Origin of the sequence: Catellicoccus marimammalium M35/04/3 (assembly GCF_000313915.1) — a bacterium.
Classification (GTDB): Bacteria; Bacillota; Bacilli; order Lactobacillales; family Catellicoccaceae; genus Catellicoccus; species Catellicoccus marimammalium.
Genome location: NZ_AMYT01000002.1, coordinates 1 through 14,183, shown reverse-complemented (window position 1 = coordinate 14,183; position 14,183 = coordinate 1). Strand labels below are relative to the sequence as shown.

Below are 14,183 nucleotides of genomic sequence, written 5' to 3'. Positions count from 1 at the left end.
AAAAAATCTCCTCAAAACTGAGGAGACTTTTTCATTATTGATCTTCTTTTTCTTCTTGTTCACGACGATCATGTTGCTCACGTTGTTGACGAGCTCTTTCGCGACGAATACGTTCTGCTTCAGAAAGCTGAACTTCTTCTTCTTTTTGTTGTGCTTCTTTTTCTGCTTCTTCTTCTTTTTCATGAGCGACTTCGTCTTGATGAACATCATGGAAAACAGGATCTTGTTGTTCTTCTTGATACAACTCTTTTTCTTCTAAATGATCTTCTGTGCGATCTTCTAAACGTTCTTCTTTTTCTTTCGCTTCTAATGCGGCTTTTGTTTCTTCATAAGATTGCGCATTTTCGCTTGGGAATTGCATCGCATGATCATCTTTTGGCATTTCTCCAGTTTCAAACAATGATTTAATGCTACGAGCATCTAATGTTTCATACTCTAATAATTTTTCAGCAATTAATTTATGTTTGTCACGGTATTCTTCAATGATTTCACGTGCTTTTTCATGAGCAGCATTTAAAATATTCGCTACTTCTTGATCAATTTCAAAAGCTGTTTGTTCAGAATATGGTTTTGCTTGGCCATAATCACGACCAACAAATGGTTGACTATTTCCTTCGTATTGAACAGGTCCTAGTTTATCACTCATACCGTATTCTGTAATCATACTACGAGCCATTTGTGTTGCTTGTTGGAAGTCGTTGCTAGCACCTGTAGATTGAACGCCAAAGACGATCTCTTCTGCAGTACGTCCTCCCAAAAGACCAACGATTTGTTGGAACATTTCTTCTTTTGTCATTAAGAAACGATCTTCTTTTGGTAACGCAACCATGTATCCTCCAGCACGTCCACGAGGAACAATGGTTACTTTGTGAACGACACGAGCATCACTTAAAACTAAACCGATAATAGTATGTCCTGCTTCATGGTAAGCTACCATTTCACGTTCTTTTTCGCTAATTACACGATTACGTTTCGCAGGTCCAGCAATTACGCGGTCTTCTGCTTCATCAATATCAGAAGCATCAATCACTGTTTTATTACGACGAGCAGCGACTAATGCCGCTTCGTTTAATACATTTTCCAACTCTGCCCCAGAGAAACCTGGAGTTTGTTGAGCGACTACTTTTAAGTCTACGTCTGGTGCTAATGGTTTATTGCGAGCATGTACTTTCAAGATAGCTTCACGACCATTTACATCTGGACGTCCTACTAAAATTTGACGGTCAAAACGACCTGGACGAAGTAATGCAGGGTCTAATACGTCAGAACGGTTAGTAGCTGCAATGACGATAACTCCTTCACTACCATTAAATCCATCCATTTCTACTAATAATTGGTTTAAGGTTTGTTCACGTTCATCGTGACCGCCACCCATACCAGCACCACGTTGACGACCTACCGCATCGATTTCATCGATGAAGATAATGGCCGGTGCATTTTTCTTCGCAGTATCGAATAAGTCACGAACACGACTTGCCCCAACACCGACGAACATTTCTACAAAGTCAGAACCTGAGATAGAGTAGAAAGGTACTCCTGCTTCCCCAGCTACTGCTTTAGCTAATAATGTTTTCCCTGTTCCTGGAGGTCCTTCTAGTAAAACCCCAGCTGGGATACGAGCTCCTAACGCATTATAACGTTTTGGATCTTTCAAGAATTCAACAACTTCGACTAATTCTTGCTTTTCCTCTTCTGCTCCAGCGACGTCACTAAAGCGTACTTTGCTTGCGCTCTTATCACTTTCTTTTGCTTTTGATTTTCCAAAGTTCATTACGCCCCCTGGTCCACCAACGCCACCGCCTTGTTGTTTCATCATCATATAGAAGAAACCAAACATTAAGACTAATGGCAATAAGCTAATTAATAGAGACATAAACATAGAGTTATCGCTTGGTTCGATAACTTTTACTTCTGTGCCTCGTTGACGAGCTTCTTTTGTAATCTCATCTAAAGAACTATCGCTTGGTAAGATAATGGTACTAAATTGAGGATTTGCTTTTGTCTTTTTGCCACCACCAATTACTTTTAGACCATCTTTCTCTTTTGGTTGATCGTTCTTTTTCACATCCAGTGTACCTTGTACTTTATAGACGCCATCTGCTGGCTGTAACGTCATTTCTTTAATTTTACCATCGACTAAGTTTTGACTAAATGTCGAATAATTTATTTCCGTACTTGGGGATTTAGTATCACCAAATAGGAAGTAAACCAACATTGCAACGCCTAAAAACAAAAGCACATAGTATAAAATACTCTTCCGTTTCTTTTGTTTCATTCTTTTACTCCTCTTTGTTTTCCCCTATTTGGTATAAATTTCTTCTTTTAATACACCAACGTAAGGGATTTGACGATATTTCTCTTCATAATCTAATCCATAACCAACAACGAATTCATTTGGACACATGAATCCTACATAGTCTGCTTCAATATCAATTAAGCGTCCTTCTTTTTTGTCTAATAAAGTAACAATTTTCACGCTATTTGCGCCACGCTCTTTTAATAAATCAACAACTAAGCTTAATGTACGTCCACTATCGATGATATCCTCTACGATTAATACATCGCGTCCTTTTACATCGGCAGTCAAATCACGATTAATGATTACTTCACCTGTAGATTCTGTTCCTCCCATGTAGCTAGAAACATCCATGAAATCCATTTCTAATTGTACATCCATGCATTTTACTAAATCTGCCATAAAAGGAATAGAACCTTTTAATAGACCAATTAACAAAGGTACATTTCCTTCGTATACTTTTGCTAATTCTTCGCCTAATTCATGAGTTCTTTTCGCAATTTCTTCCTGTGAAAAAATAACATATTTAATATCTTTTTCTAACATATATGTTCCTCTCTTACTATTCCTTCTTCTTTGAATTTTTTTGATAGTATATAATGTAATTTATTTTACCAGTTTCTTGGTAATTACTCAAATACCCTCGTTTCAATCCTAGAACACCCAACACCTTTTCTTCCTTTGTTATCACCCACTGCTTTTGGCGAAGTGGTTGTGGAATCTTGGCATTGATAAATAGTCGAGTTAACTTTTGATGGGACTCTGGTCCGATTTTTATTTTATCGCCAGATTTTGGATGACGTACTGAGAGATTTTGTTGCTGTAAAATCTCTTCTGGAAAAGCCCAAACTTGTGATTCCCAGTCCTCTGTTTTCTTCGTTGGCTTTTGTGATCCATAGTAGAGATAAGTCTCCGCATCTAATTGTACCACTGATTCAAAAGAAAGGAGATGTGTAAGCTCTTTTTCTTGGATTAAAACTTCTTTTTGTAAAGAAAGTTGTTGATAAGAACGAGTAAAACACATTCCTTGCCAAAGATATTGTTTCGTTCCTGATTGTTCTTGGCACATCTTTTGTAGCTCTTTTTCGACTTGTGCGTTCCACAATTTTCCTTGTTCAATAAAATAAGTTTCTGCAATATACCATAAAAATAAAGTTAACTCATCTTCTTCTATTTGTGCTAAATTCCAAACTTGTGGCTTCATTTCTCTTTTTTTAGCAATCTCTCTTGCACTTTTTTCCAACCAACGATTTTGCAAAGATAATTGTTCTTGATAACGTAGCACTTGTTCTTTCCATTGTGGATTTTCTTTTTCTAATTGAGGAATCCAATAATGACGAATTCGATTTCTTTGATAGTGTAAATCGGTATTACTCTCATCTTCAAAGTACTGTTGATTTTGACTTTCAAGCCACGTTTTCAATTCTTCTTTTGAAAAAGACAATAACGGACGCCACAAATAACCCTCACCAAATTCACGTAATTCTTCGATTCCAGTGCAATGCCAAAGATGAGTTCCTCGAAAAATTCGTTGCATTATTGTTTCTATTTGATCATCTTGATGATGAGCGGTACATAAAATATCATACTCTTCTTCTTGCATCGTTTTTTGAAAACAAGCATAGCGAAACTCTCGTGCTTTTGCCTCTATATTATTTTCTGAAGGAGTCCAATCATAACGATAAAAAGGCACATCACGTTTTTGACAAAGAGCTTCAATCATTTTTGCCTCTTGTTCTGCTTCTTTTCTTAAGTGATGTTGAATATGAATGATGCCATAGGAATTCGGTGCTAGTTGAGCGAACAATTCCCACAGTGCCATTGAATCACTTCCTCCAGAAATCGCTAGTAAAAATTTCATTTTTCCTCCAAAAAAAGAGCTGGTTACCCAACTCTTTTCATTTATATTTAACTACGGCGTCCACCACGACCACCGCGTTTTCCTTCTGTATTGCGACGTAAGGAAGAAAGATTTTCTTCACTTGTTTTTAAAAAGTCACTCATTAAACTTTCAAAATCTACTTGTTTTTTTCGTTTATTCATAGGAGCTTTCTTTTTCATCGCATCTTTTTTAGCGGGAGTTGTTTCTTTTTTAGGTTCTAAACAACGACGGATAGATAAAGCAATTTTCCCATCTTCTGAAATAGATAAAACTTTTACAGTTACTTCATCTCCAACAGATAAAACATCATGAATATCATTTACATAATCATTAGATACTTCACTGATATGTACTAATCCATTTTGTTTTTCTCCTAAATCTACAAAGGCCCCAAATTTTGTAATCCCTGTAATTTTTCCTTTGTATTTTGCTCCTACTTCCACTGACATAAATTAATCCCTTTCCTGTGATTACTCACAAATTCCTTGTTTTATTCTTTTGTTTGTGCAGGCTCCGCCGAAGAGCTTGTACTTTCTTCAGCAGTATCTCCACTATCACTATCTTTTGGGAAAACGTAAATCTGTTCACCATCTTTTGATAAGAAATAACGAGCACGAGCTAGTTTTGCGACATACTCTGGATCATTCAATTCTTTGATTTTAATTTGCAATTGTCGACGTTCACTCGATAATGACGTTGCTTCTTTTTCGACGGAAGATTGGACTTCTTTTAAATGATGAAGTTGTAGTCCATATTGTACAAAGCCAAAACTACATAAGAGAATTAAAAATAGACAAAAGGAAACGATAATTAAAAAGATATTTTGTTCTTTTCTTTCTTTTTTTGTCATCGCTTTACGTTCTTTTATCCAAGCTTCTTTTTTCTTTTTCCAGAAGCTTTCTTTTTTTGGTTCTTCTTTTTTCATTTCGTCCTCCCTTCTATAATGATAGTATTATTATATCATAAGCTTTCTTTCGTTGTACCATTTTCATCAAAAGGAATTCTCTCTTCTGATACTAAACGATACATTTCAGAAGCATCTTTTTTCTTCGTTGAATCCATAATTTCTAATACTTCAAACGTTGATTTTTTATGTCCAAAACGAATCGTAATTTGATCTCCTACCTTTACAGGGGTAGAACATTTTGCTTGTTTCTCATTGATCCAAATTCGACCTTGATCTGCGACTTCTTTTGCGACTTGTCGACGTTTAATAATTCTTGAAACTTTTAAAAATTTATCAATTCTCATCTATTTCCCTCCTATTTTTGCAAAATATTTACCAAATGGTAATTGTAACCAATCTCGTAAAGAAAACATTCTTTGTTGAAAGACAAGCCAAAGGTAGCTTCCTCCGCCTAAAACAAAAAATAGGAAAAACCAAAGCAATGCCTCTCCTCGTGAATATTCCATCTTCAACCCTAAGAAAAAGGATACGAGCATCAAGCTACCAAAAATCGTTAATGCAATCCCTTGTTGCCAGTAAAAATGGAAAGGCAAACGTTCTCTTTCTTTTAACTGCCATTTTAAACTATAATTGGCCACAATTAAACTACAAAGTGTGCTTATTACTACACCTAAAAAATGGCACTTAGGAATCAAAAGAAGGTTTCCTATCATTTTAACTAGAATGGCACATAATAAACTCCAAATAATTTTTCCTTCTTTTTCTTCTTTTTGGGCCACTACAATCCAATATTGATACATCGCCATTAAAAAAATAGCAAACATCAAAAAAGAAAGACTCACACTACCCATTTTATTTTCAAATAAAATCGTATTTAAAAACGGCATCAATCCAAATAAACCAAGACTTGCTCCTAGGCCATAAAAACAAATGCCTTTTCTTAAAATTACGGTTTTTCGTTTTTCCAAGCATTTTTTCTTTTCTTTATGTGCTTGTAACAACTGAGGAGCAAAACCAGAAACTAAACTCGTTAAAATCGCTAATCCCACTTGTAATAAAGGTTGTCCTCGATCATAAACTCCTTTTGCAACCTGAGCTTCTTCTAAGCTCCATCCTCCCTTTTGCAATAAAGGAATATCCATCAATGCATCCATTCCTTGCAAGACCAGCAATAAAGAAAGACCAAGAGCTAGCACAAAACAATGTTGCCAAAAGCGTTGAAAAAGACTTTTTTTGGGCCAAGAAAAATGCCAATGAATGCCTTCTCTTTTTTGCAAATAAAGCGTTGAACAAAGCATGCCCACAAAAGAACCTCCTAAAGCAAGAGTCGCAATAGAATAAATCGTAAGTTTAGGAAAACAATAAATTCCCAGCATTGTAATCCCTAAAATAAAAGTTACACGAACACTTTGTTCAATCACTTGCGAGTAAGCAAAATGATTTAAGGTTAACTCTTTTTGACTTTTCCCACGAGCAAAAGATAAGAAAGGAGCAATGACAAATAGTAACGCATTGACTTGAATCAGTGGTGCTAACGCTCGATTTCCCATCTTTTGAGCCATCATTGGAGCAAAGAAGAAAAGCAAAAGAAAAATAACTATCCCGACTAAAAAAAGTAAGCAGAGTAATTGTCCTTGTTTTTCTATTCTTTCTTCTTCTTTTGTTTGTAATAACTCCTTAGCAATAAAAAGAGGAACTCCACTTAACGTTAAACTCAAGCAAAGGCCATAAATAGGATAGGCTTGCTGATAAACATAGAAGCCATAATCACCCACAATATTTTGTAAAGGAATACGGTAAGCGGCACTCAAAATCTTACTAATAATTCCCGCTAAGGTTAATAAGCTAATTCCTTTAGTGATCTTTTGCAGCGACATATTTTTCTTCCATTTCTCCTAGATTTTGACAAAATTGAGCGACACATTGCCAATGTTCTTGCCAAGTACCTTGCTTTTCTTTATAAACAAAAAAGAGTTGAGTACCTTGTTTTTTCATTTGCCAATTTTTTGAAGGAATCGCCTGCATATATTGTGGCGGAGTGAAAGGCGCTTTTTCATTCATAAAGATAACCCATTGATCTTTTTGTTCCTCAATTTTTTCTACATAGGCATGAGAAGCTTCCCATTTTAAAGCCACCATATCTAATAAGTTCTGTACTGCTTTTGGATATTCACCAAAGCGATCAATAAAGTCCATGGTTATTTCAGCCAATTCTTCTTTAGAAGAAAGACAACGCAAACGACGATACATTTCTACTTTTAAAGCCGGAGATTGAATGTAGTCATTTGGAATATAAGCATCACAAACACAATGAATTTTTGTATCTGGATATTGAACTTCTACTTTTCCTTGTTTTCTTGCGACTGCTTGTTGTAATAATTCATTATATAGGTCAAATCCGACTTCATTGATGAATCCATGTTGCTTGGAGCCTAAAATATCTCCTGCTCCACGAATGGATAAATCACGCATCGCAATTTTAAAACCAGCTCCTAATTGCGTAAACTCACGCAAAGCACTCAATCGCTCTTCACTTTCACCACTTAAAAGTTTAAATGGCGGATACATAAAGTAGGCATGTGCCAATCGAGAGCTACGACCAACCCGACCTTTTAATTGATACAATTGAGAAAGTCCCATTTTTTCTGCGCCATCAACGATAATTGTATTCACATTAGGCATATCTACTCCTGTTTCAATAATCGTTGTAGTAATTAAGACATCCGCATTCCCAGATAAAAATTCAAAGAGAACATTTTCTAGTTCATGCTCTTGCATTTGTCCATGAGCACATAAAAAACGAAGGTTTGGCATCCATTGTTGCAGCTCTTGCAGCTTTTCAGGCATAGTTTCTACTTGATTAAATAAATAGAAGACTTGTCCTCCACGAGCGACTTCCCTTTCAATCGCATCGCGCACTACTTCTAAGTTGTATTCTAAAACATACGTTTGTACTGGATAGCGGTTCATCGGTGGAGTTTCTAATACAGATAAATCGCGTACCCCCATCATTGACATATGTAGAGTTCTTGGAATAGGCGTAGCGGTTAACGTTAACACATCCACTTTTGTTTTCAATTGTTTCAATCGTTCTTTATGACGAACCCCAAAGCGTTGTTCTTCATCAATAATAATTAACCCTAAATCATGGAAGATAACGTCTTTAGATAATAATCGGTGCGTTCCCACGATGATATCAATCGTTCCTTCTGCTAATTCATTTAAAATCTCTTTTTGCTCTTTTTTCGATTTAAAACGATTCAAGATTCCTACTTTATAAGGAAAATCACGCAATCGTTTCATAATGGTTGTATAATGTTGTTCCGCTAAAATCGTTGTCGGTACAAGAAAGGCTACTTGCTTATGGTCACGAATCGCTTTAAAAGCCGCACGTAAAGCTACTTCTGTTTTTCCATAGCCAACATCTCCAACTAAAAGACGATCCATGGGTTGTTCTTTTTCCATATCTGCTTTAATTTCTCTTGTACTACGCAATTGATCTTCGGTTTCCGCATACGGAAATTGGTCTTCAAATTTGCGTTGTACTTCATCATCTTTAGAAAAAGCAAAGCCTTTTTCTAATTGGCGTTGAGCATATAATTCAATTAACTCATCTGCCATATCTTCGACTTGACGTTCAACCTTATGTTTTGTCTTGTGCCAAGTTTTATTATCTAAACGATTTAATTTAGGCGTTTTATTTTCCAAAGAGACGTATTTTTGAATACAATTCAATTGATCTACTGGAATGAAGAGCTGGTCTTCATTTTGATATTGAATTTTCAAGTAATCTTGATGAATTCCATCTCGCTCAATAGTTTCTAATCCTAAATATTGACCAATCCCATGATTGATATGGACAACATAGTCACCTACTTTTAAATCAGTATATTGTTTTAAGCGTTCAACATTATTTTCTTTGTGTGAGCGTACCACTCTTTGCTTGACACTGGCAAAAAGTTCTCGTTCTGTAATAATGAGTACTTTTCCTTCTTCCCAAGAAAATCCATGTTCAAAAGGAGCTAAGGCAATTTGCATTTTCCCTTCATAAATCTCATCATCTACAAAAATCGCTTCTTCATCAATATCTGATAAGACTTGGGCAATTTTTTGCGTTCCTTCTTTTGTCTTGGCAGTAAAAAGAATCGTCCATTGTTGAGTTTGGTACATTTGTAATTCTTTTTTCAATTGATCGAGTTGACCAAACCAGCGTTGTAAATGTTGACAATGGAAAGGATAGGTCGCATCAAAAGAGAGATTTCCTAAACCTTTTTGTAAGAAAGAATAATAAATTCCTTGATGAGGACAAGCTTTACGTAAGGCTCTTAATGAATATGGTTTTGGCACTTCATAAGGAAGGTACCCCATATGATATTGTTCCTGTTGCCACTGTTCCCATTCTTTTTCATTATTTTTTTCCAAGGAAAAACTTTGTGATAGATCTTCCCATACTAAAATATCTTCTGTAGAAAAATAATCCGTAACTTTTCCCCACGAACGATAAAATGGTAAATAATGTCGATCATAAGGAGTATCTTCTCCTTCCGCCCAAAAAGAAAAGACTTCTTTTTCTAACAACTCTTCTTTTGGTAAATGCAAAGCTTGTAGCTGTGCTTTTGCATGCTCACGATCTTCTTTTGTCATCCATAAAAGTTGTAAAGGAGAAATTTGTACGTATTCTTTTTCTTCTAAAGAACGCTGTGTTTCGACAGAAAAACTACGGATGCTATCAATTTCTTCTGCAAAAAAATCGATACGCACAGCTTCTTCTTGATTTACTGGATAAATATCCAAAATTCCACCACGTAAACTAAACTCTCCTACATCGGTTACTTCATCCACTCGTTTATACTGCAAACGAACCAATTGTTCTAGTAATTCAGAAAAAGCATATTCTTTTCCTACTTCCAAATGTAATTGTTGTTCTTGCCATTCATTTTTTGGCACCACATATTGAGTCAGTGCTGTACTATTGATTAAAAAGATTCCTTCTTTGTCTTCTGCTAATGCATTTAAAGCTTCAATATTACTTCTTGTCTTTTCTAAATCACTTAGATTTAAATTTATCAAATAACTATCATTTGCAGTAAAGGTATAAATAGATTCTAAGCCCCAGTTTTCTAATTCATTTTTCAATTGGTATACTCGTTCCTCTTGTGGAACAATAATTATCATTCGTCTTTCTTTTTTGGCAAGTGAAAAAAGATGCCAACCTTCTAAACTCGGTGCCATCCCTAATAATAAAATTCGTTTTTTCTCTGCCAATTCCTCTTGCAAACTTGAAAATGGTGCTTTTGTTTCTAGCCAACTTGTAATACTCATGCTTTTCCCTTCTTTTGATTAAAGCGATTCATGACCATTGAAAAATCAGAAGTCTCAATCCAATAAAGTAATGCTTCTACTCCATTTTGAATCGCAAATTCAATTTCCATTCGTTCCTCTTTAGAAAACGGATGTAGTACATGGTAGACCACTGTTTTTCCAGGATGTGGACGACCAATACCAATTTTTAAACGTAAAAATTTTTGTGTGCCGCAGTTTTGGAAAATACTCTTTAAGCCATTATGTCCACCAGCACTTCCTGAAGCACGAAAACGTAAAGAACCACAAGGTAAATCTAAATCATCATGAACAATCATAATATCTTCTAATGGGATTTTATAAAAATCAACCACCGCACGAACAGATTCCCCAGATAAATTCATATAAGTACTTGGTTTTAAAAGTAAAATTTTCTCTCCTTGTTCAGAAAAACTAGCAATTTCTCCTTTAAATGCTCGATCAGAATGGAAAGAAATTCCTTTTTTCTTCGCTAATTCATCCAAGACCATAAATCCAATGTTATGTCTTGTCCCTTCATATTCTGTTCCAATATTTCCTAATCCGACGATTAACTTCATAAAAAGTTCCTCCTCTTTAATTATCACTTCATTATAGCATAGTAAAAAAAAGAAAAAGAAGAGGAACCTCTTCTTTTTCTTTCTCTGTCTCTATTGTAAGCCTTTCGCAGCTTTTTCTGCATCTTTTGCTTGTTGTTTTGGTGTTTCATTTCCTTTGAAAACTAATACCGGTGTTCCCACAGGTACCGTTTCAAAAACTTGAGCCATCACATCCGGTGGAGTATTTACACAACCGTGAGATCCATACCCTTGTTCCCATAGTTTTCCACCAAAAGCTGGTTGCCAATTAGCATCATGAATACCAATACCTGTCCAATCGATTGGCATCCAATAAGCTACTGGACTTGCATATCCTGGACCACGTAAAATTGCATTACGTTCTTTATTCCATACATAGAATACACCAATAGTTGTTGGTGATTTTGGTTCACCAGAAACAATATTTGTTTCAATTACTTTTTTCCCTTTTATGTAGATAAACATTTTTTGTTTATTTAAATCGACTTCTACATAAGAGTTGCCAATAATTTTTCCTTTTGGACTAGCTGCTCCATTCGTAATTGGTACACGTTTGACATCTTTCCCTTTTAAAATATCCGCAATCAATGCTGGAGTTTCTTGATCTGGACTAATTGTCCATGTATATGTATCAAAAGGAACGTTTACTGTACCACTTTCTGTTGATTTAAACTTATAATTCTTTCCAGTCGGAGTATCTTTTTTCGCTAACTCCGTTACATAAGCATGAACTTGATCATAATCTAAATCTACTTGTCCATTATCATCTAAAATAACCCATTTTTTAATTTCAGAGTTTGGAATTTCGACGGTTTTTCCATTTAAAATGTATTCCACTTTTTCATTTTGAATTTTTTCAATTTTTTCTTTAATTTCTTCAATAGAATCACTTGAACCTGTGACATGAGGTTGAACAAAGTAATCATCTAAATTCAACGTAGATTTATGATCGTATAAAGCTTTTTGAATTGCATCCATCGCCTTATTAACCTGAATCTTTGTTCCCAGTTTTCCAGCAATTACTTTTACTTCTCCATCTTCTAAACGAATTTTGGCATCCGTTGCTGATTTTTTATCTACATTGTAATTAACAATATCTTGCTTAATTTCTGACAATTTATCTTTTAAACGATTGGATACAATCGCATCAGGTAATGTCAGTTTTGTTTTATGACGATATGCTTTTGGCCAATTGAAAATATCTTGACTTTGTAAATTTTGTTTTAAGAAAGATTCACATTCTCCTTTATTATTAATTTCATTAATGTTCACTTTCTTCCAATCTTTACCGTCAATTTGCAAAGTCAATGTATAATTTTCTGTTTTTTGATCTATTTTTTCAATTGCTTCTTTATATGTTTTATTTCCAATATCGATTCCATTAAAGCTTGTATTTGGGAAATAATGTGTATTATACTGTACTGCCTTTACACAGTATCCTCCACCTAATAAAACAATTAAAATAAAAATCACAACAAATGTAAGCTTCTTTTTATCCATTGGCTTTTTATTTAACTTTGGCTTTTTATTTTCTTTCATTTTATAACCCTCTAAAATCAATTTATTGATTCTTATTTTCCTTTATAAACTCACATCTAAAATCTTTATATTCTTTATATTGACATAATCCCTATCGTTGCGCAAGACTTTGCGAACTTTTTTAGATAATAAAAAAAAGACCGTCCCAAACTGGAACGATCAACGATGACCCGTACGGGATTCGAACCCGTGTTACCGCCGTGAAAGGGCGGTGTCTTAACCGCTTGACCAACGGGCCATATGGAACGGAGAAGGAGGGATTTGAACCCTCGCGCCAGTCTCCCGGCCTACACCCTTAGCAGGGGCGCCTCTTCAGCCACTTGAGTACTTCCCCAGTCAAGTCAATGGGCCTAAGTGGACTCGAACCACCGACCTCACGCTTATCAGGCGTGCGCTCTAACCAGCTGAGCTATAGGCCCTTTTTTCAAAAAGCGGGTGACGAGAATCGAACTCGCGACAATAGCTTGGAAGGCTATAGTTTTACCACTAAACTACACCCGCATGTATAAGATGGCGCGAGACAGAGTCGAACTGCCGACACACGGAGCTTCAATCCGTTGCTCTACCAACTGAGCTACCGCGCCATAACGGTCCCGACGGGATTTGAACCCGCGATCTCCTGCGTGACAGGCAGGCATGTTAACCCCTACACCACGGAACCTTAATTGCGGGAGCAGGATTTGAACCTACGACCTTCGGGTTATGAGCCCGACGAGCTACCAGACTGCTCCATCCCGCGATATTAATATGTCCTTATAAGGAGGATAAGGGATTCGAACCCTTGCGTGCTTTTACACACCTGACGGTTTTCAAGACCGTTCCCTTCAGCCGGACTTGGGTAATCCTCCATAAACATGACCCGTACGGGATTCGAACCCGTGTTACCGCCGTGAAAGGGCGGTGTCTTAACCGCTTGACCAACGGGCCAACGTCATGTTTAACATGTAATGGGCCTAAGTGGACTCGAACCACCGACCTCACGCTTATCAGGCGTGCGCTCTAACCAGCTGAGCTATAGGCCCTTCTTTAAAAAGCGGGTGACGAGAATCGAACTCGCGACAATAGCTTGGAAGGCTATAGTTTTACCACTAAACTACACCCGCATAAAAATAACGGTCCCGACGGGATTTGAACCCGCGATCTCCTGCGTGACAGGCAGGCATGTTAACCCCTACACCACGGAACCTTAATTGCGGGAGCAGGATTTGAACCTACGACCTTCGGGTTATGAGCCCGACGAGCTACCAGACTGCTCCATCCCGCGATATTAATATGCGTTATAAGGAGGATAAGGGATTCGAACCCTTGCGTGCTTTTACACACCTGACGGTTTTCAAGACCGTTCCCTTCAGCCGGACTTGGGTAATCCTCCATAAATGGACCTTGTAGGACTCGAACCTACGACCGGACGGTTATGAGCCGTCAGCTCTAACCAACTGAGCTAAAGGTCCGAGTCAACAATCGCGGCGGAGGGAATCGAACCCCCGACCTCTCGGGTATGAACCGAACGCTCTAGCCAGCTGAGCTACACCGCGATTTTATTATAAAAATAATAAAATGGAGCCTAGGAGGATCGAACTCCTGACCTCCTGCGTGCAAAGCAGGCGCTCTCCCAGCTGAGCTAAGGCCCCATAAGTCTTC

Annotated in this window: 10 protein-coding genes and 17 tRNA genes; all 27 read right to left on the bottom strand. The window is 36.8% G+C overall.

The features are described from left to right. Positions 1–34: 34 nt before the first annotated feature. Positions 35–2,275, bottom strand: coding sequence for an ATP-dependent zinc metalloprotease FtsH (gene ftsH, locus C683_RS00145; protein ID WP_009488041.1), 2,241 nt, complete (start codon positions 2,273–2,275; stop codon positions 35–37). Positions 2,276–2,299: 24 nt separating this feature from the next. After that, a complete protein-coding gene (gene hpt / locus C683_RS00140; protein WP_009488040.1) occupies positions 2,300–2,842 on the bottom strand; it encodes a hypoxanthine phosphoribosyltransferase in 543 nt (180 codons plus the stop codon). A 16-nt stretch (positions 2,843–2,858) separates the two neighbouring features. After that, positions 2,859–4,157 (bottom strand): tRNA lysidine(34) synthetase TilS, encoded by a 1,299-nt coding sequence (gene tilS, locus C683_RS00135; RefSeq protein WP_009488039.1) that lies wholly within the window; start codon positions 4,155–4,157, stop codon positions 2,859–2,861. 47 nt (positions 4,158–4,204) lie between these two features. Then, a complete protein-coding gene (locus C683_RS00130) occupies positions 4,205–4,627 on the bottom strand; it encodes a S1 domain-containing RNA-binding protein (protein WP_009488038.1) in 423 nt (140 codons plus the stop codon). A 41-nt stretch (positions 4,628–4,668) separates the two neighbouring features. Beyond that, positions 4,669–5,103: an FtsB family cell division protein gene (locus tag C683_RS06310; RefSeq protein WP_009488037.1), complete on the bottom strand. Its 435-nt coding sequence runs from the start codon at positions 5,101–5,103 to the stop codon at positions 4,669–4,671. A gap of 35 nt (positions 5,104–5,138) precedes the next feature. Further along, a complete protein-coding gene (locus tag C683_RS00120; RefSeq protein WP_009488036.1) occupies positions 5,139–5,429 on the bottom strand; it encodes an RNA-binding S4 domain-containing protein in 291 nt (96 codons plus the stop codon). Beyond that, positions 5,430–6,962: an oligosaccharide flippase family protein gene (locus C683_RS00115; RefSeq protein ID WP_009488035.1), complete on the bottom strand. Its 1,533-nt coding sequence runs from the start codon at positions 6,960–6,962 to the stop codon at positions 5,430–5,432. Beyond that, entirely contained in the window at positions 6,940–10,407 is a 3,468-nt protein-coding gene (gene mfd, locus C683_RS00110) for a transcription-repair coupling factor (protein ID WP_009488034.1), read from the bottom strand. The genes C683_RS00115 and mfd overlap by 23 nt, the downstream gene beginning before the upstream one ends. Beyond that, positions 10,404–10,985 carry an aminoacyl-tRNA hydrolase gene (gene pth, locus C683_RS00105; protein WP_009488033.1) on the bottom strand — a complete coding sequence of 194 codons (582 nt, stop codon included), beginning with the start codon at positions 10,983–10,985 and terminating at the stop codon, positions 10,404–10,406. The genes mfd and pth overlap by 4 nt, the downstream gene beginning before the upstream one ends. Before the next feature lie 90 nt (positions 10,986–11,075). Further along, positions 11,076–12,542 (bottom strand): L,D-transpeptidase family protein, encoded by a 1,467-nt coding sequence (locus C683_RS00100; RefSeq protein WP_009488032.1) that lies wholly within the window; start codon positions 12,540–12,542, stop codon positions 11,076–11,078. 166 nt (positions 12,543–12,708) lie between these two features. Continuing rightward, positions 12,709–12,780, bottom strand: a tRNA-Glu gene (locus C683_RS00095). A gap of 8 nt (positions 12,781–12,788) precedes the next feature. Further along, positions 12,789–12,876 (bottom strand) — tRNA-Ser (locus C683_RS00090). 11 nt (positions 12,877–12,887) lie between these two features. Next, a tRNA-Ile gene (locus C683_RS00085) sits at positions 12,888–12,961 on the bottom strand. An 11-nt stretch (positions 12,962–12,972) separates the two neighbouring features. Then, positions 12,973–13,043 (bottom strand) — tRNA-Gly (locus C683_RS00080). Positions 13,044–13,053: 10 nt separating this feature from the next. Next, positions 13,054–13,126: transfer RNA gene (locus C683_RS00075), tRNA-Phe, on the bottom strand. 4 nt (positions 13,127–13,130) lie between these two features. Further along, positions 13,131–13,203 (bottom strand) — tRNA-Asp (locus C683_RS00070). Between the two features lie 4 nt (positions 13,204–13,207). After that, positions 13,208–13,281: transfer RNA gene (locus C683_RS00065), tRNA-Met, on the bottom strand. Between the two features lie 19 nt (positions 13,282–13,300). Then, positions 13,301–13,390: transfer RNA gene (locus tag C683_RS00060), tRNA-Ser, on the bottom strand. Positions 13,391–13,397: 7 nt separating this feature from the next. Next, positions 13,398–13,469: transfer RNA gene (locus C683_RS00055), tRNA-Glu, on the bottom strand. A gap of 21 nt (positions 13,470–13,490) precedes the next feature. Beyond that, positions 13,491–13,564: transfer RNA gene (locus C683_RS00050), tRNA-Ile, on the bottom strand. Between the two features lie 10 nt (positions 13,565–13,574). After that, positions 13,575–13,645, bottom strand: a tRNA-Gly gene (locus tag C683_RS00045). A 10-nt stretch (positions 13,646–13,655) separates the two neighbouring features. Then, positions 13,656–13,728: transfer RNA gene (locus tag C683_RS00040), tRNA-Asp, on the bottom strand. 4 nt (positions 13,729–13,732) lie between these two features. Then, positions 13,733–13,806, bottom strand: a tRNA-Met gene (locus C683_RS00035). A gap of 18 nt (positions 13,807–13,824) precedes the next feature. Continuing rightward, a tRNA-Ser gene (locus C683_RS00030) sits at positions 13,825–13,914 on the bottom strand. Positions 13,915–13,919: 5 nt separating this feature from the next. Further along, positions 13,920–13,993: transfer RNA gene (locus C683_RS00025), tRNA-Ile, on the bottom strand. A 10-nt stretch (positions 13,994–14,003) separates the two neighbouring features. Further along, positions 14,004–14,077, bottom strand: a tRNA-Met gene (locus C683_RS00020). 23 nt (positions 14,078–14,100) lie between these two features. Next, a tRNA-Ala gene (locus C683_RS00015) sits at positions 14,101–14,173 on the bottom strand. Positions 14,174–14,183: the final 10 nt, after the last annotated feature.